Annotated in this window: 27 protein-coding genes; 15 read left to right on the forward strand and 12 right to left on the reverse strand. The window is 71.3% G+C overall.

The features are described 5' to 3' along the window. The first annotated feature begins 80 nt into the window (after nucleotides 1–80). The 3 genes from GVL05_RS14305 to GVL05_RS14315 all read left to right on the forward strand — a co-directional run bounded on the left by GVL05_RS14305 (nucleotide 81) and on the right by GVL05_RS14315 (nucleotide 4,005). On the forward strand, nucleotides 81–869 hold the full coding sequence (locus GVL05_RS14305) for a DeoR/GlpR family DNA-binding transcription regulator (RefSeq protein ID WP_159573545.1): 789 nt from the start codon (nucleotides 81–83) through the stop codon (nucleotides 867–869). Continuing rightward, a complete protein-coding gene (locus GVL05_RS14310; protein ID WP_159573546.1) occupies nucleotides 866–1,861 on the forward strand; it encodes a 1-phosphofructokinase family hexose kinase in 996 nt (331 codons plus the stop codon). Before GVL05_RS14305 ends, GVL05_RS14310 begins: the two co-directional genes overlap by 4 nt. 77 nt (nucleotides 1,862–1,938) lie before the next feature. After that, a complete protein-coding gene (locus GVL05_RS14315; RefSeq protein ID WP_123937437.1) occupies nucleotides 1,939–4,005 on the forward strand; it encodes a fructose-specific PTS transporter subunit EIIC in 2,067 nt (688 codons plus the stop codon). A 287-nt stretch (nucleotides 4,006–4,292) separates the two neighbouring features. Here GVL05_RS14315 and GVL05_RS14320 read toward each other — a convergent pair whose 3' ends face one another. Further along, nucleotides 4,293–6,038, reverse strand: coding sequence for a beta-N-acetylhexosaminidase (locus GVL05_RS14320; RefSeq protein ID WP_159573547.1), 1,746 nt, complete (start codon nucleotides 6,036–6,038; stop codon nucleotides 4,293–4,295). Nucleotides 6,039–6,074: 36 nt separating this feature from the next. On the opposite strand from GVL05_RS14320, the gene GVL05_RS14325 reads away from it, so the two are divergent. Together GVL05_RS14325 and GVL05_RS14330 are read left to right on the forward strand one after the other, a co-directional pair. Beyond that, a complete protein-coding gene (locus tag GVL05_RS14325) occupies nucleotides 6,075–7,250 on the forward strand; it encodes an ROK family transcriptional regulator (RefSeq protein ID WP_159573548.1) in 1,176 nt (391 codons plus the stop codon). Between the two features lie 51 nt (nucleotides 7,251–7,301). Continuing rightward, nucleotides 7,302–8,060, forward strand: coding sequence for a DedA family protein (locus GVL05_RS14330; RefSeq protein WP_228504475.1), 759 nt, complete (start codon nucleotides 7,302–7,304; stop codon nucleotides 8,058–8,060). Nucleotides 8,061–8,071: 11 nt separating this feature from the next. On the opposite strand, the gene GVL05_RS14335 is transcribed toward GVL05_RS14330, so the two are convergent. Beyond that, nucleotides 8,072–8,275, reverse strand: a complete 204-nt coding sequence (locus tag GVL05_RS14335) for a DUF2945 domain-containing protein (RefSeq protein ID WP_159573549.1) — start codon at nucleotides 8,273–8,275, stop codon at nucleotides 8,072–8,074. 201 nt (nucleotides 8,276–8,476) lie between these two features. Here GVL05_RS14335 and GVL05_RS14340 point away from each other — a divergent pair, with 201 nt between their 5' ends. Further along, complete coding sequence (locus GVL05_RS14340; RefSeq protein ID WP_159573550.1) at nucleotides 8,477–9,529, forward strand: serine/threonine-protein kinase; 1,053 nt, start codon at nucleotides 8,477–8,479, stop codon at nucleotides 9,527–9,529. Between the two features lie 49 nt (nucleotides 9,530–9,578). Continuing rightward, nucleotides 9,579–10,202 carry a phosphoribosylanthranilate isomerase gene (locus GVL05_RS14345; protein WP_123293557.1) on the forward strand — a complete coding sequence of 208 codons (624 nt, stop codon included), beginning with the start codon at nucleotides 9,579–9,581 and terminating at the stop codon, nucleotides 10,200–10,202. 37 nt (nucleotides 10,203–10,239) lie between these two features. Here the strand turns inward: GVL05_RS14345 and GVL05_RS14350 are convergent, their stop codons facing one another. The 3 genes from GVL05_RS14350 to GVL05_RS14360 form a co-directional block, all read right to left on the reverse strand. Continuing rightward, on the reverse strand, nucleotides 10,240–10,998 hold the full coding sequence (locus GVL05_RS14350; protein ID WP_131921334.1) for an HAD-IIB family hydrolase: 759 nt from the start codon (nucleotides 10,996–10,998) through the stop codon (nucleotides 10,240–10,242). A gap of 90 nt (nucleotides 10,999–11,088) precedes the next feature. Beyond that, a complete protein-coding gene (locus tag GVL05_RS14355; RefSeq protein WP_111086180.1) occupies nucleotides 11,089–11,502 on the reverse strand; it encodes an acyl-CoA thioesterase in 414 nt (137 codons plus the stop codon). Nucleotides 11,503–11,581: 79 nt separating this feature from the next. Continuing rightward, entirely contained in the window at nucleotides 11,582–12,178 is a 597-nt protein-coding gene (locus GVL05_RS14360) for a nitroreductase family protein (protein ID WP_111086179.1), read from the reverse strand. 73 nt (nucleotides 12,179–12,251) lie between these two features. On the opposite strand from GVL05_RS14360, the gene GVL05_RS14365 reads away from it, so the two are divergent. Continuing rightward, nucleotides 12,252–13,175, forward strand: coding sequence for an AEC family transporter (locus GVL05_RS14365; RefSeq protein WP_159573551.1), 924 nt, complete (start codon nucleotides 12,252–12,254; stop codon nucleotides 13,173–13,175). Nucleotides 13,176–13,397: 222 nt separating this feature from the next. Then, nucleotides 13,398–13,805, forward strand: a complete 408-nt coding sequence (locus GVL05_RS14370) for an aldehyde dehydrogenase (protein WP_134195391.1) — start codon at nucleotides 13,398–13,400, stop codon at nucleotides 13,803–13,805. 19 nt (nucleotides 13,806–13,824) lie between these two features. On the opposite strand, the gene GVL05_RS14375 is transcribed toward GVL05_RS14370, so the two are convergent. Both GVL05_RS14375 and GVL05_RS14380 read right to left on the reverse strand, forming a co-directional pair. Continuing rightward, the gene (locus tag GVL05_RS14375; RefSeq protein ID WP_159573552.1) at nucleotides 13,825–14,073 is read right to left on the reverse strand and encodes a nuclease; all 249 of its coding nucleotides are present in this window, start codon (nucleotides 14,071–14,073) and stop codon (nucleotides 13,825–13,827) included. 113 nt (nucleotides 14,074–14,186) lie between these two features. Beyond that, nucleotides 14,187–15,023, reverse strand: a complete 837-nt coding sequence (locus GVL05_RS14380) for an exodeoxyribonuclease III (protein ID WP_159573553.1) — start codon at nucleotides 15,021–15,023, stop codon at nucleotides 14,187–14,189. A gap of 120 nt (nucleotides 15,024–15,143) precedes the next feature. On the opposite strand from GVL05_RS14380, the gene GVL05_RS14385 reads away from it, so the two are divergent. From GVL05_RS14385 to GVL05_RS14410, 6 genes are read left to right on the forward strand one after another with little or no spacing between them, the layout of a single operon-like run. After that, nucleotides 15,144–15,617 carry an Asp23/Gls24 family envelope stress response protein gene (locus GVL05_RS14385; protein ID WP_123937445.1) on the forward strand — a complete coding sequence of 158 codons (474 nt, stop codon included), beginning with the start codon at nucleotides 15,144–15,146 and terminating at the stop codon, nucleotides 15,615–15,617. Continuing rightward, nucleotides 15,614–15,805, forward strand: a complete 192-nt coding sequence (locus tag GVL05_RS14390; RefSeq protein WP_132100699.1) for a DUF2273 domain-containing protein — start codon at nucleotides 15,614–15,616, stop codon at nucleotides 15,803–15,805. The genes GVL05_RS14385 and GVL05_RS14390 overlap by 4 nt, the downstream gene beginning before the upstream one ends. Next, nucleotides 15,802–16,173, forward strand: a complete 372-nt coding sequence (locus GVL05_RS14395) for a hypothetical protein (protein WP_131847060.1) — start codon at nucleotides 15,802–15,804, stop codon at nucleotides 16,171–16,173. Before GVL05_RS14390 ends, GVL05_RS14395 begins: the two co-directional genes overlap by 4 nt. Next, nucleotides 16,170–16,808, forward strand: coding sequence for a hypothetical protein (locus tag GVL05_RS14400; protein ID WP_159573554.1), 639 nt, complete (start codon nucleotides 16,170–16,172; stop codon nucleotides 16,806–16,808). The genes GVL05_RS14395 and GVL05_RS14400 overlap by 4 nt, the downstream gene beginning before the upstream one ends. Next, the gene (locus GVL05_RS14405) at nucleotides 16,805–17,407 is read left to right on the forward strand and encodes a hypothetical protein (RefSeq protein WP_159573555.1); all 603 of its coding nucleotides are present in this window, start codon (nucleotides 16,805–16,807) and stop codon (nucleotides 17,405–17,407) included. Before GVL05_RS14400 ends, GVL05_RS14405 begins: the two co-directional genes overlap by 4 nt. Before the next feature lie 7 nt (nucleotides 17,408–17,414). After that, nucleotides 17,415–18,182, forward strand: coding sequence for an aminoglycoside 3'-phosphotransferase (locus tag GVL05_RS14410; protein ID WP_159573556.1), 768 nt, complete (start codon nucleotides 17,415–17,417; stop codon nucleotides 18,180–18,182). 29 nt (nucleotides 18,183–18,211) lie between these two features. Here the strand turns inward: GVL05_RS14410 and GVL05_RS14415 are convergent, their stop codons facing one another. The 5 genes from GVL05_RS14415 to GVL05_RS14435 form a co-directional block, all read right to left on the reverse strand. Continuing rightward, a complete protein-coding gene (locus GVL05_RS14415) occupies nucleotides 18,212–18,571 on the reverse strand; it encodes a hypothetical protein (protein ID WP_159573557.1) in 360 nt (119 codons plus the stop codon). After that, a complete protein-coding gene (locus GVL05_RS14420; protein ID WP_159573558.1) occupies nucleotides 18,568–18,723 on the reverse strand; it encodes a hypothetical protein in 156 nt (51 codons plus the stop codon). Before GVL05_RS14420 ends, GVL05_RS14415 begins: the two co-directional genes overlap by 4 nt. 3 nt (nucleotides 18,724–18,726) lie before the next feature. Next, nucleotides 18,727–19,407, reverse strand: coding sequence for a hypothetical protein (locus GVL05_RS14425; protein WP_159573559.1), 681 nt, complete (start codon nucleotides 19,405–19,407; stop codon nucleotides 18,727–18,729). After that, nucleotides 19,404–21,224, reverse strand: coding sequence for an alpha/beta hydrolase (locus GVL05_RS14430; RefSeq protein ID WP_159573560.1), 1,821 nt, complete (start codon nucleotides 21,222–21,224; stop codon nucleotides 19,404–19,406). The genes GVL05_RS14425 and GVL05_RS14430 overlap by 4 nt, the downstream gene beginning before the upstream one ends. Before the next feature lie 138 nt (nucleotides 21,225–21,362). Beyond that, entirely contained in the window at nucleotides 21,363–22,709 is a 1,347-nt protein-coding gene (locus tag GVL05_RS14435) for a M23 family metallopeptidase (RefSeq protein ID WP_159573561.1), read from the reverse strand. Nucleotides 22,710–22,716: the final 7 nt, after the last annotated feature.

A 22,716-nucleotide genomic window follows, 5' to 3' on the forward strand; every position in this document is an offset into this window, starting at 1 on the left:
GACGTGGGGCGGGGTGGTTGTGTTTGTGTGGGTTTGTGGCTTATGGTTCCTGAAACCCACGGGAACGAAGGAGTTCGGGCATGTACGCAACCGAGCGGCACGACGCGATCGCAGCAGCGCTGCAGGACGCCGGCCGGGTCTCCGTCGCCGATCTGGCCGAGCACTTCGACGTCACCACCGAGACCGTGCGCCGTGACCTCGACACCCTCGAGTCCGCCGGGGTCCTGCGCCGCGTGCACGGGGGAGCGGTGCCCATCGGCCGCTCGAGCGTCGTCGAACTCTCCGTCGCCGAGCGCGAAGGGCAGCACGGTTCCGCGAAGTCCGAGATCGCCCGAGCCGCGATGCGCCTGGTGCCCTCGACCTTCACCGGCTCGATCGCGATCGACGCCGGCACCACCTGCGCCGCCGTCGCCGCCGAACTCGCACGGTGGGAACCCGCCACCGCTGGCGCGACCCTCACCGTCATCACGAACTCCGTCCCGATCGCCGCGACCCTGCAGCACAGCGAGCACGTCGAGCTGCACCTGCTCGGTGGCCGGGTACGCGGGGTCACGAGCGCCGCCGTCGGGACCGCCACCGTCGAGCAGATCAGCGCCCTGCGGCCCGACATCGCCTTCGTCGGCACGAACGGCCTGTCCGCCGGCTTCGGTCTGAGCACCCCGGACGAGTACGAGGCCGCGGTCAAGGGCGCCTTCGTCCTCGCCGCCCGCCGAGCCGTCGTGCTCACCGACGCCGCGAAGCACGGGGTCGAGGCCCTGATGCGCTTCGCCCGGCTCGACGAGATCGACACCGTGGTCACCGACCAGGCGCCGCCAGCCGACCTCGCCGGCGCCCTGACCGACGCCGACGTCGAGGTCGTCGTCGCATGAGCCGCCGCATCGTCACCGTCACGCCGAACCCGAGCCTCGACCGCACCATCGAGCTCTCCGGCGAACTGCAGCGCGGCGCCGTTCAGCGTGCCATCCGCTCCACCGCGGAGCCCGGCGGCAAGGGCGTCAACGTGTCCCGCGTCGTGGTCGCGAGCGGTGGGGACACCATCGCCGTGCTGCCCGGCGACGAGCTCGACCCCGTGCTGCTCGGCCTCGCCACGCGCGGCATCCCGACCGCCGCCCTGCCGATCGGTGTGCCGCTCCGCTCGAACGTCACCGTGACCGAGCCGACCGGCACCACCACGAAGCTCAACGAGCCCGGTCCCTCGCTCGCCGGCCGGCTGGACGACCTGGCCGACCTGGTCGCCGACACGGCCGCGGCGACCGCCACCGGACCCGCCGCCCGCTGGGTGGTCTTCGCCGGGTCGCTCCCGCCCGGACTCCCCGACGACGCGCTCGCCGTGCTCGTCCGCGCCGTCCGTGCGCGCCACGGTGAGGACGTCCGGATCGCGGTCGACTCGTCCGGCGTCCCGTTCACCGCCCTGCTGCAGTCCGGCGAGCGGATCGACCTGGTCAAGCCGAACGCCGAGGAGCTCGCCGAGGTCGTCGGCGGCGACCCCGACACCTACGAGCAGGACCTCGACGCCGCCGTGGCCGCTGCCGAGCGGTTGCGCGACCGGAACGTCGGCTCGGTCCTGCTGACCCTCGGCAGCGCCGGAGCCGTACTGGTGTCGGACGAGGGCGCCTTCGCCGCCGCAGCACCGCGGATCGTCGCCCGCTCGACGGTCGGCGCGGGGGACTCCTCGCTCGCGGGCTACCTGCTCGCCGAGGTGGCCGGAGCGTCGCCCGAGCAGCGCCTCGCCCAGGCCGTCGCGACCGGAGCCGCCGCCGCAGCCCTGCCCGGCAGCGACGTGCCCGCCCTCGACCACACCGACCCGACGGCGATCTCGGTCCGGGTGCTCACGACGCACCCGGCACCCGAGCCCGCCTGACCCCCAGCTCGAACACCCCCACTCCCCGAACACCTGCACGACCCGCGCGATCAGCGCCATTGCGAAGGAGCAAGCACATGTCCGCAGACTCGAGTCCGCGCCTCATCAGCGCCCAGCTCGTCGGCCTCGACGAGGACCTCGGTGCCACCTCGGCCGACGTCATCCGCGTCCTCGCCGACCGCGTCGCCGCGACCGGCCGCGCCGCCGACGGCCGGGTCCTGGCCGAGGACGCCATCAAGCGCGAGGCCAGCGTCGGCACCGGGGTTCCCGGCGGCATCGCGATCCCGCACGCCCGTTCGGCATCGGTGTCCGAGCCGACCCTGGCGTTCGCGCGTCTCGCCCGGAAGGTGTCGTTCGGCGCCCCGGACGGCGACGCCGACATCGTGTTCATGATCGCCGTGCCCGAAGGGGCCGACAAGGACCACCTGACGGTCCTCTCGACCCTGGCCCGTGCGCTCATCCGCGACGACTTCACCGCCGCCCTGCGCGCCGCAGCCACCCCGGACGAGATCGTCCAGCTCGTCGACCGCGAGGTGAGCGGCGAGGTGTCCGAAGCCGGCGTCGGGAAGGCGAGCAGCGCCTCCAGTCCGACCGCCGCACCCGCGCCGGGCCGCAAGGTCTTCGTCGGCGTCACCGCCTGCCCGACCGGCATCGCGCACACCTACATGGCGGCCGACGCCCTCGTCGCCGCGGCGCAGCGCGCCGGTGCCGAGATGCACGTCGAGACCCAGGGGTCCTCGCAGGTCGAGCCCCTCGACCCCGCCCTCATCGCCCGTGCCGACGCCGTCGTGTTCGCGGTCGACGTCGACGTCCGCGACCGCGGTCGCTTCGCCGGCAAGCCGCTCGTTTCCGGACCCGTCAAGCGCGGCGTCGACGAGCCCGACAAGATGATCGCCGAGGCCATTCGTGCCTCGGACGACCCGAACGCCGCACGCGTCCAGGGCGGTGCAGCCGTCGACGGTGCGTCCACCGCCAAGAACGAACACTTCGGCCAGGCGCTCAAGCGCTGGCTGCTCACCGGCGTCAGCTACATGATCCCGTTCGTCGCGGGCGGCGGGCTGCTCATCGCGCTCGGCTTCCTGCTCGCCGGCTACGGCATCGCGCTCACCCACGGTGACGACGGCGTGAACAACGCGGTCTTCGCGCTCCAGCACTACAACCTGGTCGACCTGCCTCCGGAGGGGCTGCGCTACTACCTCGGTGCCGCCGCGTTCCAGATCGGCTCCGTGTCGCTCGGCTTCCTCGTCGCAGCGCTCGCCGGGTACATCGCCTACGCCATGGCCGACCGACCCGGCATCGCGCCCGGCTTCGTCGCCGGTTCCATCGCCGTCTTCATGAACGCCGGGTTCCTCGGTGGCCTGATCGGTGGCCTCATCGCCGGTGCCGCGGCGTACTGGATCGGTCGCATCCCGACCTGGCGCTGGCTGCGTGGCCTGATGCCCGTCGTGATCATCCCGCTGTTCGCCTCGATCATCGCCTCCGGCCTCATGCTGCTCGTGCTCGGTGGACCGATCGCCTGGCTCATGACCCAGCTGACCGAGTTCCTCAACTCGCTGTCCGGCGCCTCGGCGATCCTGCTCGGCATCATCCTCGGCCTGATGATGGCCTTCGACCTCGGCGGCCCGGTCAACAAGGTCGCCTACGCGTTCGCCGTCGCCGGGCTCGGCGCCGGGACCGCCACCAACGTCGTGCCGTTCGAGATCATGGCCGCCGTGATGGCTGCCGGCATGGTGCCGCCGCTCGCCCTGGCACTCGCGTCGACCGTCTTGTACCGCAAGGGCTTCACGAAGCCCGAGCGCGAGAACGGAAAGGCTGCCTGGCTGCTCGGGGCGTCCTTCATCTCCGAGGGAGCGATCCCGTTCGCCGCAGCCGACCCGCTGCGCGTCATCCCGGCGTCGATGGTCGGTGCCGCGGTCACGGGTGCGATCTCGATGGCTGCCGGTGTGACCTCGCGGGCGCCGCACGGTGGGATCTTCGTGTTCTTCGCCATCGGAGACGTCGCGATGTTCATCGTCGCGATCCTGGCCGGCACGATCGTGTCCGCGCTGGTCCTGGTCGGGCTGAAGAAGTTCGTGCGTCGGGCCCCCGCGGCGGACGCCGCCGTGTCCGAGACTGCAGACGACCGCGTGGCCGTCGCCGTGTAGTCGACGTCACCACCTGTCGGACGGGCGCGCCCCGCTCAGCGGCAACGCGAAGCGTTGCGCGGGGCGCGCCGACCGAGCTTGCGAGGGAGGGGTGCCAGCTGGCACCGGGCCTCCCGTCTGTCCGTGGTCGCGCCCACCCCGTGAGGTTCCGAGATCTCGGAACCTCGGGGGCATGCGCGGCCGTTCGTGGAACCTCGGCGGAAGTGAGCGGCGGGTCGTGGAACCTCGGCGCGGCGAGAAGGGGCAGGCGTGAGCGCGTGAGCACGCCCGCCCGCCTGGGGCGCTCGCTACTCGGCGATGTTGGCCGTGATCGCGTCGATGTAGGCGGCGCGGTCCTCGCGCGAGTGCGGCCGCCCCGGGACGCCCGGGCGCTGCTCCCACGGGAACGGCCCGGCCTCGTGCCGGTACTCGATCCCCATCGCCTCGAGCCGCGCGGTGTGCTCGGCCAACCGCCCGCGGAACTCGGCGACGTCGCGCGGTCCGGTGACGTCCGCCGACCAGAGCGCCTCGGCCAGGGCGGCCACCCGCGGGAACAGCTGGTAGTCGAGCTTCCGGGCGGTGTCGACGTGCTCCGTCCACATGTTGCCCTGGCCGCCGATGACGTGGGCGCGCTCGGACTCGGTCAGGCCGGACGGCACCGGGTCGAAGCCGAAGACGTCGTCGACCGTCAGCACGATGGACACCGGGATCGGCTCGGTCGCCAGGTCGCTCTGGCGGTAGTCGAGGTAGGCCTGGTCGTCGGGCGACGAGATGACGTCGTGCCCGCGCCTCGCCGCCGTCCGCGCACCGGTCAGACCGCGCCACGACACGATGGTCGCCGAGGGGTCGAGGGTGCCGCCCTCGAGGATCTCGTCCCAGCCGAACGCCTGCCGCCCGTGCGAGGCGACGTGCGCCGCGAGCTGCCCGATGATCCAGGCCTGCAGCTGCTCTTCGTCCTCGAGCCCGAGTGAACGCATGCGCTCCTGCGTGCGGGGGTCCTCGACCCACTGCACCTTCGGGCACTCGTCGCCGCCGATGCCGATGTAGCGCGAGGGGAAGAGCGCGATGACCTCGTCGAGGACGTCCTTGAAGAAGTCGACGGTGCTGTCGTCGGCGTTCAGGACGTCGTCGGCGATGCCCCACTCGGTCCAGACCTCCACCGGCGTCTCGGGGTGCACGCCGAGCGACGGGTAGGCGGCCAACGCGGCACGGACGTGTCCGGGGGTCTCGATCTCTGGGACGACGGTGACGAACCGGTCCGCCGCGTAGGCGACGATCTCGCGGATGTCGTCCTGCGTGTAGTACCCGCCGTGCGGTCGGCCGTCGAACGCTGCGGGGTGCAGCACGCCGTCGGCGTCGGGGACGTGCGCGCCCACCTGGGACTCGCGGCGCCACGACCCGACCTCGGTCAGACGCGGGTACTTCCGGATCTCGATGCGCCAGCCCTGGTCCTCCGTCAGGTGGAAGTGCAGCCGGTTGATCCGGTGCGCCGCGAGCTGGTCGACGACGCGCATGACCTCGTGCTTGGTGCGGAAGTGCCGGGCGACGTCGAGCATGACGCCGCGCCAGGCGAAGGCGGGGGCGTCCTCGACGATGGTGGACGGGACGGACCACGGCCCGGTGCCGACGCGGCCGCTCCGGTACACGTCGGCGGGCAGCAGTTGGAGGAGCGCCTGGACGCCGTAGAACACGCCGGCGGCCGAGCCGCCCGCGACGTCGACACCGTCGGGTGTGACGGTCAGGCGGAAGGACTCGGCGCGCTCGCCCTCGGGCGACGGCGGACCGGCGGGCAGGGAGGGGTCGTCGGTGACGCGCAGCGAGATGACGCCCGTCCGGACCGACCCGTCGGCGGAGGCCGCCCCGTCGACCGCCACGTCCTCCGCTGCGTCGCGGACCGGCTGGCCGGTCGACGCCCGGAGTGTCTGCTGCAGGTACAGTCGGACCGATCCGCTCGCTGCGTCCGCTGCGATGCGGGTCGACGGGGTGATCTCGAAGGCGCCGGTACCGGGGACGGCGCGGCGCGGTCGTGGGATGAGCATGTCGGAGTCCACCATTCCTCAATGATCTTTCGTAATGTGGAGGCTATGGCCGTGGACGAGACCGTGTCAACGATCCCGAGTGTCGTGGGGACGACGCCGGGTGTGCTCCGACTCATGAACTCCCGGGCCATCCTCGACGAGCTCCTGCGCGACGACGCGTCGCGCACCGTGACCGAGCTCAGCCGCACCGTCGGGCTCTCCCGCCCCACGGTCGAGGCGGCGCTCGCAGACCTGGTCGACGAGGGCTGGGTGACCGAGGCCGAGGCGATCGCCACCCCGAACAAGGCCGGCCGCCGGGCCAAGCGCTTCGCCGCGGACGCCACCGCCGGTTCCGTGCTCGGCGTCGACCTCGGACTGCACGGCATCGTCGGCATCCGCGCCGACCTGCGCGGGAACACCCTCACCCGGGTCGAGGAGCGCTACGCCGACCTCGCCGACGCGGAGCAGGCCTGGACGAGCGTGCAGGACGTCGTCCGCCGCCTGACGGCCGACTCGGAGGCGTCACCGGTCCTCGCCGCCACGTTCGGCGTCCCCGCAGTCGTCGACCGCGCCGGCGAGATCGACTACACGGTCGCGGTGCCGGAGTGGGTCGAGCGCCGCGTGCCCGGCCGGATCCAGGACCTCTTCCCCGGCATCGCGACGTTCTTCGACAACGACGCCAAGCTCGCCGCCACCGCCGAGGCGATGTGGGGGCGCTTCCGAGGCGTCCAGGACGGCCTGTACCTGGTGATGGGTCGGCAGATCGGTGCGGCCTACGTCATCGACGGGGCGTTGGCGCGCGGCGCGCGCGGTGCGGCTGGCGAGATGGGCGGCCTGGCCTCGACCGGGTGGCCCGGTGCGCCCGCCCGCCTGGAGGCCCGGATCACGTCCGACACGGACCTCGAGTCGGTCTTCGCCGCAGCCGGGCGCGGGGGCGCAGCGCCGGGTCGCGTCGGCGAGGACGGTCCGGACCCGGCGGCGGTCGACGTCGTCCGCGCCTTCGCGGACGACGTGGCACCGGGCGTCGTGCAGCTCGTCACGACGATCGACCCAGAGGTCGTGGTCGTCGGGGGTGAGGTCCTGCCGGCGGCACCGGTGTTCGCCGAGGCGCTCGCCGCGGTCGTCACACCCCAGCTCCGGCACCCCGTCGAGATCGTCCCGTCGACGGTCGGTCGTGACGCCGTCGCCCGCGGTGCCCTCGCGCGGTCGTTGACGCACGTGCGGACCTCGCACATGGGACTCGGCTGACGTTCAGGTACCGCGCCGGGTCCTGACAGGGCGCTCAGGGATGCTGGGGGCATGACGACTGCCGTGACCGCCCGTGCCATGACCGTCGCCACCGGCGACTCCACCGCTCCCTCGGACCTCGGCGGACTCTCCGGCCTCGTGCTCCAGATCATCGACGCCCTGGGGGAGTGGGGCGTCGCGCTCATGCTCTTCATCGAGACGGTGTTCCCGCCGATCCCGTCCGAGCTCATCCTGCCGCTGGCCGGGTTCCTGGCGGGCGCCGGGCAGATGAACCTCGTGCTCGTCCTCGTGCTGGCGACGCTCGGGTCCTACCTCGGTGCGCTGGTGCTCTACTGGCTCGGCGCGAAGATCGGGTTCGAGCGCACCACGCGGTGGTTCGGCAAGCTCCCCCTGGTCGACGAGGACGACTTCCGCAAGGCCGCCGCGTGGTTCCACCGGCACGGCAAGAGCGCCGTGTTCTTCGGCCGCTTCGTCCCGATCGTGCGGAGCCTCATCTCCTTGCCCGCGGGCGCTGACCGCATGCACCTCGGCACGTTCTCGGTGTTCACGATCATCGCGAGCGGCATCTGGAACAGCGCCCTGGTGCTGCTCGGTGCTGCCTTCGGCTCCCAGTACGACCGCGTCGAGCAGTACACCGAGTGGATCGACCGGGTGCTCTACGTCGCGATCGCGGTCGTCGTGGTGACGTTCGTGGTCCGGCGGGTGCGACGGTGGCGGGCAGACCGTCGCGCGGACGGTGGCGGCAACGGCGACGGTGCCGCGAGCGGGGGCGCACGAGGTCGTCGTCGCGCCGAGCCCGCCCGCGACTGAGCCGGTCGTCGTCAGGCCTTGGTCAGCGCCGACTCCTTGTGCGCGGCCTGCTTGCCGCTCTTCTCCGACTCGACGATCCAGTACGGATCGTCGTCGGTCGGCTTGAACGTCTGACCGTCGAACTCGAAGTCGCTCGTGCGCTTCCGCACGAGTTTCCCGGTCGTCTTCCCTTGCGGGGTGTTCCAGTGCACCTCGTCACCTTTCGTCAGTGCCATCGCTGTCCTCCTTGCGTGATCGCTCACCCCGGTCGGAGGTCGAACGGTACCCTGATGCATCCGCATGAACACAGGGAAGTACGCCGATCACGATGTCATAACACCCGCCCAAAAGCGGGGTCGGACGCGTACCGTTTCTCGTGAGCCAACACGCCGGCAGCAGCCGCGGAACCTGCGGCTCCCGACGGAACGACGGACACCATGACCCTGCTGGACGGCTTGCGGACGGAGACGGTCCTGTCGGGCCGGTACCGACTGGTGAAGCTCATCGGCACGGGTGGCATGGGGACCGTCTACGAAGCCCGCGACGAGCACACGTACCGCGCCGTCGCCGTGAAGCTCTTCGCGACGCCGGACAAGATGACGACGGCCGATCGCGTCCGTCAGGAGCGCGAGATCCGGCTCCTCAGCATGCTGTCGCACCCCGGGCTCATCCCGCTCTACGACGCCGGCACGCACGACTTCCCCGACGGCCCGCACCGGTTCATCGTGATGGAGCTCATCGCCGACACGACGCTGCTGCGCCGACTGTCCGAGGGGGCCCTGCACAACTACGAGGTGGCCGACCTCGGCGCCCAGCTCGCCGATGCCCTGGCCTACGTGCACTCGCGCGGCATCGTGCACCGGGACGTCAAGCCCGCCAACATCCTGATCAGCGACGAGGGCTCGTCCGGCTTCGCCCGGACCGTGAAGCTCACCGACTTCGGCGTCGCGCACTTCGTCGACGGCTCGCGCCTGACGAACGACGGCACGATCATCGGCACGGCGGCGTACCTGAGCCCCGAGCAGGTCGCGGGTGAGCCGATCAGCTTCGCCACCGACGTGTACTCGCTCGGACTGGTGCTGCTCGAGTCCCTGACCGGCAAGCAGGAGTACTCCGGCACCCTGATCGAGGCGGCACTGGCCCGCCTGCGGCACGACCCCGTGATCCCCGACGACGTCGCCTCGGAGTGGCGCGAACTGCTCAGCCGGATGACCGCCCGCGACCCGGAGCGTCGTCCGACCGCGGTGGCGATCGCGAACGCCCTGCGGGGCGGCTCCACGCAGGTCACCGGCCCGGTGCCGCTCGGACCCGAGCGCGTCAAGCACCAGCGCGACCACCGGATGCACCGTGCGGCCCACCGGCACGCGAAGCGCGGGACCTTCTCGGCCGTCCGCCGCTGGCGTCGGCGGAACGTGCTCGTCGGCTCGTTCGCGGCGTTCGGCGTGCTGGTCGCGTGCGGCTCCGCCTACGTCGCCGGCATGCTGCACTGACGTCGCGAGCTCGTCCCGTTCGTCCGTGGTCCCTGGCAGGATGGACAGCATGACCGACCAGCGCTGGATCAAGATCTGCGGCCTGTCGACGCCCGACACCGTGGACGCCGCCGTCGACGCGGGCGCCGACGCGGTCGGGTTCGTCTTCGCCGCGAACAGCCCCCGCACCGTGACGGCCGACCTGGCGAAGGAACTCGTCGAACGGCTGCCGGACGGCATCGACGCCGTCGGGGTCTTCCGCGACCAGAAGATCGACGAGATCGTCGGCATCGCGTCCGAGGTCGGGCTCACCACCCTGCAGCTGCACGGTGGCGAAGCCGCGACCGACTTCGCCCGGGCCCGCGACGCCGGCTTCTTCACCATCCGGGCCCTCGCGGCCGAGGACTACCTGCGTGAGACCGCCGAGCAGCGCGCCTCGTACGACCACGACCTGCTGTTGCTCGACGCCGCCGTGCCGGGCAGCGGTCGGCTGATCGACCCCGCCGTGATCGAGGGCGGGATCGACGAGGCCTGGATCCTGGCGGGCGGCCTGACCCCCGCTAACGTCGTCGCCGCGGTCGAGGCGCTCGACCCCGACGGTGTCGACGTGTCGAGCGGCGTGGAGTCCGAGCGCGGCGTGAAGGACCCGGCCAAGATCCGCGCGTTCGTCGAGGCCGTCCGCAGCCTGGGCTGACGCGGGGTCAGCTGCCGCGCCGTCGGCTGCCGCGCGGTCAGCGCAGGGTCGGGATGAGCTCGGTCAGGAAGGCGTCGGTGTCCTCCCAGCCCTCGACCGCGTGGCACGGCACACCGAGGGCCTTCACCGGGTAGTCGTTGCCCTCGGGGTCGAGCCGGTCACCGACGAAGAGCATGTCGTCGAGCGCGATGCCGGTGATCTCGGCGAGGCGCTGCATGCCGTACGCCTTGTCGATGCCCTTGCGGGTGATGTCGACGCTGGTCGAACCGCCGGACCGGACCTCGAGGTCGGGGAGCTCGGCCTGCACGCGGCGACGCAGGTCGTCCTTCTTCGCGCCGGTCGGGTCCCACTGCTTCTTGACGTCGACCGGAGCGGCCTGCCCGAGGGCCGAGAACGTGATCTGCGACCCGCGGTCCTCGAGGATGTCACCCCAGGTCTCGGACTCCCAGTAGCCGGCGTCCTTCGCGACGGACTCGACCGCTGCGAGAGCGCGTGCCTTCTGGTCGTCGGTGAGGTCCTCGGCGTACTGCAGGGCCCAGTCGTCGTCGGACCAGCGGTAGTACCGCGTGCCGCACGTCGGCAGCAGGTGCAGGTCGTCGAGGGCCAGGCCGTCGCGGTGGCGGAGCGGGGTGACGAGCTGCTGCTCGAACTGCGTGAAGTTGCCGCCGGAGATGACCGCGACCGGCACGACCTCGAGCAGGGACGCGAAGGTCTCGAGCATGCGGGGGTCGAGGGAGGACTTCGACGGGGCGAGGGTGTCGTCCAGGTCGAAGGCGACGAGGCGGGGCGTGGTCATGCCCCGATCCTGCCAGAGGCCACCGATCACGTGCCGGGTGCGGTGTTCACCGCACGCGACTGCTGCGCGATGTCTGCGGGGTCACGCGGGTCAGGCGCGGTGCGTCGCGGGGACCCGGTCACGGTCGTACGTGATGTCCGTGTAGCCGTGCGGCGCCGGGTTGCCGTCGTCGTCGAGGTTCACGAACACGACCTCGTCGATGGTGAGGATGCTGCGGTGCGTGAAGAGGTTGCGCGCCTCGGCCCGCATCGTGAGCGAGCTGCGGCCGAAGCGGGTGGCGACGAGGCCGATCTCGACGATGTCGCCCTCCTTCGCCGAGGACACGAACTCGATCTCCGACATGTACTTCGTGACGACCTTGCCGTTGCCGAGCTGGATGATCGCGTAGACCGCGGCCTCTTCGTCGATCCAGCGGAGCAGGCTGCCGCCGAACAGGGTGCCGTTGGCGTTGAGGTCCTCGGGGCGGACCCACTTGCGGGTGTAGAAGTTCATCTCGGGCTGCATGTCACGACATTCTACGCGGCAGCGGGTACGGCAGCGGCCGCGCCCCGGTGGGGACGCGGCCGCGTGCTGGTACCGCTGACTACTCCTTGACGAGCACGACCTCGTCGAGGGGCAGGCGGGTGCGCGGTGCGACCTCGCGCTCGGCCGCCTTCTCGTCGAGCTGCGACGGGTGCGCGACGGTGCCGATGGCGGTCACGGTGAAGGGCAGGAAGCGCTCCGGCAGGTCGAACGCGGCGCGCAGGCCCGCGGCGTCGATACCCGCCATCTGGTGCACGTGCAGGCCCTCGGCGTGCGCCTGGACGGTGAGCGCCGCGAGCGACTGGCCGAGGTCGTACTGCGCGAAGGGGCGCTCGTCGCCGTCCTCGGTCACGGTCTCGAGCACGCCGACGACGAGGGCGCTGGCGCGGAAGGCCCAGGCGGCGTTGAAGCCGAGCAGGTTCTCGTTGATCTTGCGGAACGTCTCGGTGCCACGACGGCCCGCGATGAAGCGGCGGGGCTGGAAGTTCATGGCCGACGCGGCCCAGCGGGCGGCCTCGAGGACGGCGTCGAACTGCTCGTCCGAGATCGTCGCGGTCTCGTCGTAGGAACGGGGGCTCCAGCGCTCTTCGAGCAGGGGTACGAGGGGCTGGCTGGAGTCGGTGGACCGGGTGAGGGTGTCGGCGTTCGTCGAGGTCATGGTGCCTGCAACGGTATTCGATGCGAACGTATTTCCGACCTGAGCGACGTCACATGGTGCAAGGATGGACGCGATGGGTGGCGTGTTGACCGGCTTCGCGATCATCGGCGCGATCATCGCCGGTGGGTACGTCGTCGGGCGCATCGGACTGCTCGGCCCGCACGCGCAGTTCGTGATGAGCCGCCTCGCGTTCTTCGTGCTCATGCCCTGCCTGCTCTTCCACACCATCGCCTCGGCCGACATCGAGTCGCTGCTGTCCCCGATGCTCTGGGTCTCGCTGCTGAGCGCCGCCGTGGTCGCACTCGGAGCGGCGGCCGTCTTCCGGTTCGTGCTGCGGCGACCGGTCACCACCACGACGGTCGGGGCCCTGGCCGCGAGCTACGTCAACGCGAACAACATCGGCCTGCCGGTGGCCGTCTACGTGCTCGGGCAGGCGACCGCGGTGGTGCCGGTGATCCTGTTGCAGCTCATCGTCATCGCGCCGGTCGCGTTGACGATCCTCGACGCCGCGACCTCGGGCGCCGGCGGCTGGGGACGCCGGATCTCCGGGCCGTTCCGGAACCCGATCATCATCGCCTCGCTGGTCGGCCTGGTGTTCTCGGCGACCGGCGTCACGCTGCCCGACCCGGTGCTCGAGCCGTTCTCGCTGGTCGGCGCGGCTGCCGTGCCCGTCGTCTTGCTGTCGTTCGGGATGAGCCTGCACGGTGCCGCGCCGCTGCGGGACCCGGCGATCCGGACGGACGTCATCGTGGCGTCGTCGATCAAGCTCGTGGTGATGCCGGCGGTCGCGTACGTGTTCGCGCGCTTCGTGTTCGGGTTCGGCGACCAGGACGTCTTCGTGCTCACGACCCTGGCGGCGTTGCCGGCGGCGCAGAACGTGTTCAACTACGCGCAGCGCTACGACGCGGCGGTCCCGGTCGCCCGCGACGTGGTGCTCATCTCGACGATCGGCTCGGTCCCCGTCCTGGTCGCGATCGCCGCGCTGCTGCACCCGTAGCGCGCCCTGGGCGCACCGCGAGGCGGACGGGAGGCCCGTGGCGGGGCCGCCCCGTGCCTCCCGTCCGCCGTGGGGTCGCGTGCACCGCGGATGGTGAGCAGAAATGGTCGGGTCGCGGTCACCGACCCGACCATTGCTGCTCACGAAGCGCATCGGGGGCGCGCGTACGCTGACACCCACGGGGCGGACCCGCCTCGGGACCACGACGGACGGAGACCTCCGATGGACACGATGGCGATGATGAAGAACATGTCGATGACGGACATGCCCGCAGCGATGGACATGGACGTGATGCAGGACACGATGATGGCGATGAACGCCGCGTCGATGGCCGCCACGATGTGCTCCGCGAGCGACATGCGCATGGGCGGCGAGATGGCCACGTGCGCCGCGATGTGCTCCAACACGGCGATGATGGCCGACACCGGCATGCGGATGATGATGCGTCCGGCCGGCATGGACCTGCCGAGCATGCAGGCGATGCTCATGGCCGTGATGACGATGGGCACGATGTGTGCTGCCGAGTGCCGGAAGCACATGGACATGGACGAGTCGTGCCGCTACTGCGCCATGGCCTGCGACGAGATGGTCGCGAAGTGCGAGGCGATGCTCGCCTCGATGTCCGCCTGAACCAGGCCGACCGTCTGCGCTACGCGCTGCGTGCCGTGGTCTGACGACCACCAGCGCTGAGGATCTCCGCAACCGGGTGGTGGGCGACCGGATCGCCGACCGACAGGAAGCCGTCGGCGTCCGCCACCCGGAGCTGGGTCAGGCCGCCGTCCAGGAACACCACGACGGCGTCGGCAGAGCGGGTCTCGACGACGATGCCGTCGCGCCAGGCGCTGGGGGCCGCGTTCGCCATGACGCGCTGGATGGGAAGGATCGTCGTGCGGGACATGGCTTCACCTGCTCTCGAAGGGGTTCGGTGCAGGAAATCTACGTCGGCGCCGTCACGTGCTCAACGAGGGCGGACGCCGGGCGTAACAGAACGCGTCACGACCGCGTGACCACTCAGAAGATCATCGGGCGGTCGTCGTCGAGCGACGTGTCCAGGTCGAGGTCGACCACCACGGGGACGTGGTCGCTCGGGGCGTCGCCCTTCCGCTCGTTGCGGTGGATCGAGGCATCGGTGACGACGTCGGCGAAGGCCTGGGAGCCCATCACGAAGTCGATGCGCATGCCCTCGTTGCGCGGGAACCGCAGCTGCTTGTAGTCCCAGTAGGTGTAGCCGTCAAGGACGATCGGCCGGACGACGTCCTGCAGCCCCTTCGCCTCGAACGCCCGGAACGCGGCGCGCTCCGGTTCGCTGACGTGGGTGTGCCCCTCGAACACGCGGACGTCCCACACGTCCGTGTCGAGCGGTGCGACGTTCCAGTCGCCCATCAGCGCGAGCGGGGTCTCCGGCGACGCGGCGATCCACTCGGCGGTGCGGTCGGCCAGCTGCGCGAGCCAGTCGAGCTTGTACGTGTAGTGCGGGTCGCCGACCTCGCGCCCGTTCGGCACGTACAGGCTCCACAGGCGCACGCCGTCGACGGTGACGCCGATGGCCCGGGCCTCGACGGGCAGGTCCGGCCCCTCGTGTCCCTTGAGGAAGCCGGGCTGGCCGGGGAAGTCGCGGGTCACGTCCTCCATCGGCAGCCGGCTGGCGAACGCGACACCGTTCCACTGGTTCAGGCCGTGCGCCTCGACGTGGTAGCCGGCGTCCTCGAACGCCTGCACCGGGAACTGCTCCGGCTTGCACTTGATCTCCTGCATGCCGAGGACGTCGACGTCCTCGCGCACCAGCCAGTCGACGACCCGCCCCACTCGGGTGCGGACGGAGTTCACGTTCCAGGTCGCCACGCGCATGGCATCGAACCTACCGGGGACGACCGACCCCGCCGTGCAGCGCGCCGCCTGCCGCTCTCGGGCGCAGCGCGGCACGATGGTGTTCGCTGGAAGTCCAGCAAGCGAGCGCAGGAGGCACTGATGGCATCGACGACGAACCGCGTCGACGGGACCGTGACGACCGGCACCACGACCGGCACCACCACCACGCAGGTCACGGCCAAGGGCAAGACGATCATCGACGACACCGTCGTCGCCAAGGTCGCGGGCATCGCCGCGCGTGACGTCCCCGGCGTCTACGCCCTCGGCGGGAACGCCTCACGGGCCTTCGGCGCCATCCGCGACGCGATCGGCTCGAGCGCGCTCGGCCAGGGCGTCCGGGTCGAGGTCGGCGAGACCCAGGTCGCCGTCGACCTGACGATCGTCGTGGACTACCCGATCCCGATGATGGACGTCGCGTCCGCCGTGCGCGCCGCCGTCACGAGCGCCGTCACCGAGCTCGTCGGGCTCGAGGTCACCGAGGTCAACATCGCGATCAACGACGTCAACATCCCGGCACTGAACGGCACCGCCGACGACCTCGACGGCGACGTCCGCGAGGGCCGGGTCCGGTGAACGCCACCGTCGTCGGGATGGGCGTCGGCGCCCTCCTCGCGATCGTCGCGGTGACCCTCGGGTTCTGGGCGTTCGTGGTCGTCGCCGTCTGCATGGCCGTCGGCGGCCTGATCGCCCGCATCGTCGCCGGTGACGTCGACGTGCGTCGCCTGGTCGACGTGCTGCGCGGACGCCGGAGCTCGTCGTGACCGACGCCGCCGTCGCCACGGTCGGCGACAGCGGCGTCCGGCTCCGCGGCTCCGACCGCATCGGCACGTCGGCGCTCGTGCACACCGCCCAGGCGGTCGCCGCCGAAGCGCTGCGCGTGGCCTTCCGGGAGGTCCGTGCCCGGGTCTCCGACGACGGCCGCGGCGCGCTGGCGGTCGAGATCACCGCCCCGCTCACCCTGCCCGTGCTGGGGACCCACGCGGTCCCCGACGAACCCGTCGTCACGAGCGCGCACCGGGCCCGCGGCACGATCGCCGAGCGCCTCCGGACCATCACCGGCCGACAGGTGTCCCGGGTGACCGTGACGTTCGCGTCGTCGGTCGTCGACGTCCCGCGGAGGGTCCGGTGACCGCCGTGGACGGCCGGACTGTATCGGTTCCCGACGCCGGCCCTGCACCGTCCACCGAGCACGCCGCCACGTACCGCCGTCTGCTCCGCCGCGAGACCCACGTGTCCCGGTCGGGCGCCGTCGTCATCGCGATGCTCATCACCCTCGTGCTCGCAGCCGCTGCCGTCTTCGCCGGTGCCCTCGTGCTGCTCGACCAGAACGTCCTCGGCGTCGACCCGCGTGCCGTGGTGGACGCCGCCCTCGCCGCGCCGGACGGCCTCGACACCACGCTCGTCGTCGGGATCGCGGCGATCGTCGCCCTCGTCGGCCTGGTGCTCCTGCTGCAGGGGTTCCTGCCGCAGCGGCGTCCGCGCCACGCGATGGCATCCGACCGGCTCGCCGTCGTGGTCGACGACGAGGTGCTCGCCTCCGCCGCGGCACGTGCCGCCCGTTCCGTCACGCGGCTCGGGCCGGACGCCGCCGTCGGCACCGTGGGCCGCCGGACCGTCGAGGTGGTGCTGCGTCCTGCCGCCGGCGTCGACGTGCCCGCCGTGGCCGCGACCGAGGCCGTCGAGCACGAGTTCGCGGGGATCGACGCGCTGCCCGCCCTCGCTGCGCGGGTGCGCGTCCAGCCGACCGGACGGGTGGACGGATGAACGCGACCAACCGTGGGCTCGGACGGACGGCACTCGTCGTCGTCGGGCTCGTCCTGTTCGTCGCCGGGGTCGGTGCGATCCTGGTGCAGACGGCCCAGGGCCTGCCGCTCGTGGCGTCCTGGTGGCGCACGGCCAGCGACGCACTCGCGGGCCTCGGCACGGACACGTCGCGCGATGACTCCCTGCTGTCGTGGACGTGGGTGCTCGGTGGCGGGGTCGTCGTCGGCATCCTGGCGATCGTGGTGCTGACGACGCTCGGCGGTGGCCGCGAGGGCACCGTCGTCGAGAGCGACGGATCCGCCGGCGGCGTCGCCGGTTCGGTGCGCGTCGAGTCCACGGCCGTGCAGCACGCGCTGTCGTCGGCGATCGGGGAGCTCCCGCAGGTGGCCTCGCTCGCGGTCGACGTCTACCGCGTCCGCGGCGGCCGGGCGATCCGGGTGCGGGTCCGTCCGCGCCGGGGTGCATCACCGCGCGAGGTCACCGAACGGGTCGAGGCCGTCGTGGCCGACCTGGACGCCCTGCTCGGCGAACGACTGCCGGTCCTGCTCGAGATCGCACGCGGTGGGGCCGGGTCCTCGCGCCCGGACCGCGTGCACTAAGGCCGTCGTGGTGCGGTCGATCGGCGGGCTGCCGGGGCCGGACTCCGTCGTCCCCGTGCCGCGGGTGGTCGTGGAGGCCGCCCGGGGCCGCGAGGTCGCCCTGGCCTGGCACAACGAGATCGGTGGCACGACGTTCCGGATCGGCCCGGACGAGCACGCCGACGAGTTCGTCAAGGTCCTGCCGCACGCCTACGGCCGGTGGATCGGCAACGAGGCAGCGCGGTTGGAGTGGGCGTCACGGTACGTGCGGGTGCCCGAGGTGCTCGACCACGGCGCCGACGACGAGGGCGTCTGGCTGCACACCCGCGCCGTCCCCGGGTGGAGTGCCGTCGACCCGCGCTGGCACGACGAACCCCGGACCGCGGTGATCGCGGTCGGCGAGGGGCTCCGCGCGTTCCACGACACCCTGCCGGTGGACGACTGCCCCTTCGTGTGGTCGACCGTGGCGCGGCTCGACCGTGCTCGTGCGGCGGGTGCCGACACGGACCGCCTGGGCCCGGAGCCGCCCGGTGACCGCGTCGTGGTGTGCCACGGAGACCCGTGCACGCCGAACACGCTCATCGGTGCCGACGGTCGGTGGAGCGGGCACGTCGACCTGGACGCCACGGGTGTCGCGGACCGCTGGGCGGACCTGGCGGTGGCGACGATGGCGCTGGGGTGGAACTACGGGCCCGGGTGGAAGCCGCTGTTCCACGAGGCGTACGGGGTGCCCGACGAACCGGAGCGGACGGCGTGGTACCGGGCGTTGTGGAACGTCGATGTCGATGACGTCTGAGTGCCCAGGGGCGTGCTGTGTCGGCGTGGTCAGATCTTGGGCTTGTTGACGATGGGGTCGTCCCACTCGGGGAAGTCCGGGAAAACGCCGGGGCGGGACCGGTCGGGGAACGTGACGGTCGAGCGTCCGTAGATGGCATCCGAAAGGGCGTTGCCGTCGTTGGTCCAGAACGGCTCGCTGTAGACGGTGATGGGGTTGTCGCCGTTCTCCTGGGCGGTGTACTGGATCTGCCAGCCGTCGCCGGTGGTGGTGGCCCAGACTTCTTCGTCGCCGGTGATGGTGCGGCGTTCGATGGTCCAGCCCTGTTCGGTGAAGGAGTCGATCATCGGTTGCAGGTCGCGTTCCTGGTCGATCGCGCCGGGTGGGGACCAGAGCCGGGTGCTGCTCATGCGTCGAACTCTTGGTGGAGCGACATCTCCGCGACGTCGTCCTGGGTCAGGCCGGCTGCGTCGGTGGGCATCTGGTTTCCTCCTGCTGCGCACCCGGTCACTAGGGTCAGCAGGGTCAGCGCCAGGGCCGCAGCGGCGGGGATGCGAGGCACCGTTCAGATCTTCGGCGGATTGACGATCGGGTCGTCCCACGAGGGGAGATCGGGGTACACGCCCGGCAACGACTGGTCGGGGAAGTCAGCCAGGGAACGGCCGGCGACGGCTCGCCGGAGCTTGTGGCCGTCGTTGGTCCAGAACAGTTCGCTGTAGACCTCGAGGGTGTAGCGGCCGTTCTCTTGAGCGGTGTAGATGAGTTGCCAGCCGTCGCCGGTGTACCCCCAGAGCTCATGGTCGCCGGTGATGTCGCGTTGCTCGATGGCCCAGCCCTGGTCGGTGAAGTAGTCGAGCATTGGTTGCAGGTCGCGCTGCTCGCCTGTGGCGCCGGGGGGTGACCAGAGTCGTCCGCTGCGCATGTCGTAGCTGTTCTTCGTGTCCGCGCCCGGCAGTGGGGCGACGCCGTCCCCTCCGATCAGCGGGAGATCGTCTCCACTGTCCCATTCCCATTCGCCGTCGTGGACCTGGAGCTGCGCGGCTTTCAGGAGTCGTTGCATGTGGTCGTAGTGGTCCCGGAAGGCGTCGAACTCTTGGTGGAGCGACATCTCCGCGACGTCGTCCCGAGTCAGGCCGGCTGCGTCGGTGGGCATCTGGTTTCCTCCTGCCGCGCACCCGGACACCAGTCCCAGGGTCAGGACTGCCGTCGTGATGGTGCGGAGCATCGATTGCATGGTGTTCATCATGGCTTCCCCGTCGCGATGATCTTGGCGATGGTCTGCTGCGACGTGGCGGCGCGGGACAGGTAGCCGACGCCGCTGTCCGGGTACATGTCGTGGCCGGTGACGGCTTTGGTGCCGGAGGCGGCCTCGGCACTGAACGTGTCGACGCCCCCGAGATCTCGCGGGTCGGTGCGACCGATCCGGCCGAGGACAGCGGTGTGGTCGTTGGCGCCTTCGGTCGCGTAGACCCGATCGACGTTGAGGTGCTCGGGTCTCGTGGTGTCGGTGAACCCGACCGAGCCGTACGTCACGAACGAGTCGACTCGGTGCCGGGTCTGCGCGAGTGCCTCGGCCGCGGTGGTGGAGCCGTAGGAGTGTCCGAGAACGGTCACGGCCCGCGGCGCCGTGCCGCGGCTGTCGTGGATGCCGTCCAGGAACGACGCGAGGTTCGCTGCTCCCGCATGCGCGCGGTCCTGGCGCGGGACCTCGATGACGCCCGGTGCTCGGTAGCCGATCCAGGACACGATCGCGAGAGACTCCGCTACCGATCGCTTTCGCCCTGCTGTGATGAGGAGCCCGTTGGCGGCACGGACCTTCTCACCCATGCTGCCGAGCGTGGTCATCGCACCCGGGACGTTGACGGTGACGTTCGACGCCGTGTCCAGGTCGCCGAGCACGACGGCGGCGACGAGCGCTCCGTTCGAGACGCCGAACCCGACGAGCTGCGCCACGGCCGTTGATGGTTTCCGGATACCCCGAGCCAAGTCGTCGGCGTCCCGCAGGCCGTCACGCAGCGCGATGACCTGCTCCGTGAACTCGTCGAGGCTGACCGACCCGTACGTGTACGCCAACCCCATCAGCCGGTACAGCCGCTCCGGATCCCGCACGGCCGCGGAGAGGACAGCGCGAGATGCGATGTCGCGCTGCGCGGCCGGGACCCCGTCGAGTCCCGCGAACTGCAGCTGCGTGGTGAGCGGCAGCGCGCGGATGTCGGCGTCGGTGAATCCGAGTGCAGCCCAGATCGCTGCGACCTCCGCCGGTGTCAGGGAGGGATCGAGCAGCCGCTGCAGCCCGGGTGGGAGCGTCGAGGCCGCCGCAGCGTCGAGCGCGGTGTTCGCGAGGGAGCCCCCGCCGGCAGCACTGAAGGCGTCCGCGATCCGGTCGACCCAGGACGCGTCCGCAGCATTCTCGGCGAGGTAGTCGCCGAACCCGCCCGGCAGCGTGGCACCGTCGATGGGGACCCAGCTGCAGCGGCTCGTGAACGCGGTCCAGGCGTTGCGCACCCGGACCAGGTCCTGTTCCGTCGAGGAATCCTGTGCTCGGACGGTCGCGCTGAACTGCCGCAGCCTGGTCGGATCAGCACTGCTGCGTCCGCCGGAGCGACCACCGCCGGTGCGCTGGCGGGACTGAGCGCTGAAGGTAGCGGACACCGGGGACGGGCGCTTCGGTGTGCTGGACGGCTTCGGGTCGAAGACCGCGCTGGTCCAGTCGAGCACGGGCTGCATCGGCACGCCACCAGCCGAGCGCACGCGCTCACGGTCGGCTTCGCGCCGCTGCCATGCGGCCAGGTCCGCCGAGCGCTGCCGTTCCTCGTCCGCCTGCCGTTGCACGACGCGGAGCTGATCGGCCAAGCCCTCGAGCTCCTTCGCCAGCCGGACGCGGTCGGTGGACTCCGTCACACGGGCCGCCTCGAACAGTCGCGAGTACGCCCCGTCGAAGTCGAGCAGCGCGGCCTCTGCGGTGCTCCGTCGCGGTCCGGCGCTGGCTCGCAGCGTCAGCGCCACCTCGACCGCGCAGTCGACCAGCCGGGACGCCGCTGCGTCGTCGAACTCGATCCCCATCGTCCCCCCACCATCCGAACTGGCTGATGGGGGAAACGTAGCATTTCAGCGGTGCAGTGTGAAATTGCAGCAACGCGACTGTGGGGAACGACGAACCGCCGCCCGCGTGAAGCGGACGGCGGTCTGCGATCGAGTGAACTAGAAGGCGACGCCCCGCGCGGACATGAACGGCACCGGGTCGGTCGTGGCGCCGTTGACGTGCACCTCGATGTGGCTGTGGCACCCGGTGGACTGGCCGGTCGAGCCGACGAGCGCGATGAGCTGCCCCGCGGAGACCTGCTGGCCGATACCGACCCGGAAGCCGCCGTTGACGATGTGGCCGTAGGCCGTCTGGACCCCGTTGCCGTGGTTGATGCGGACGTAGTTGCCGTAGCCGCCGTACCAGCCGACGTAGTCGACGGTGCCGGCCGACGCGGCGACGATGGGCGTCGAGCAGCCGCTGGCCAGGTCGGTGCCGTCGTGCTTGATGACGGTGCCGTAGATCGGGTGCACGCGGTAGCCGTACGGGCTGATGACGTAGCCGCTGGCCGGACGGACCCAGCCCTGACCGCCATCCGAGCCGGCGGAGCCGCCACTGCCCGAGCCGCTGCTGCCGGAGCCGCCACCGCCGCCGGACGATCCGCCGCCGGCGTTCGCTGCCGCTGCCGCCGCGGCCAGTTCTCGGGCGGCACGGGCTTCGGCCTCGCGCGCGGCCTTCGCCTCAGCTGCCTTGCGGACGCGCTCACCCTTGGCGAACTCGGCCTCGGTCCGGACACGGCCGGAGACCAGGGTCGCGAGCTGGGCGTCGAGCCGGGCCTTGTTCGACTGCTGTTCGTCGTACGCGGTCTGCACGGCGTCGGAGGCGGCCTGTGCCTCTTGCATGCGGGCCTCGGCCTTCGCGGCGAGGCTGTCGAGTTCTTCGGAAGCGCGGTCTGCCTGGGCTTCGAGCGAGCGGGCGACCCCGGCGTCGACGCTGGCGGCGGCCTGGACACGCTCGGCCTGTTCGGACAGCTTGCTCAGCGCGCCGAGGTCGTAGAGCAGGTCGCGGGCGTCCTCGCCCTTGGTGAGCACCGAGGTCGTGACGTCGGCACCGCCCGAGCGGGCCATCTGCGCGGCGAACTGGCCGGCCTGCGCGGCGCTCTGGTCGGCGACCTTCGCGTGTTCGTCGGCGTCGGCGCGGAGCTTCTGCTCCTTCTCGGCGGCTTCTTGCGCGTCGGACTGCGCGTCGAAGAAGACGTCGCCGAGCTCCTTCGCCTTCGCCTGTGCGGCCTCGACCTTGGCGTCGAGGTCGCTGATGATGCCCTTGATCTCGGTGATCTGCCCCTGCTTCGCGGATTCCTTGCCGCGGGCGTTCTTGACCTCGTCCCACGTGGGGTAGGTCACCGCCTGGGCAGTGGGTGCATCGACGACGACCGTGCCGACGAGGCCCGCGAGTGCCAGTCCGGTGACGGCGAGGCGGAGGCGCACGGAGGCACGAGGGGTGCGGTGGCTGGTGGGGCGAGACATCGACAAC

Origin of the sequence: Curtobacterium sp. 18060 (genome assembly GCF_902706105.1) — a bacterium.
Classification (GTDB): Bacteria; Actinomycetota; Actinomycetes; order Actinomycetales; family Microbacteriaceae; genus Curtobacterium.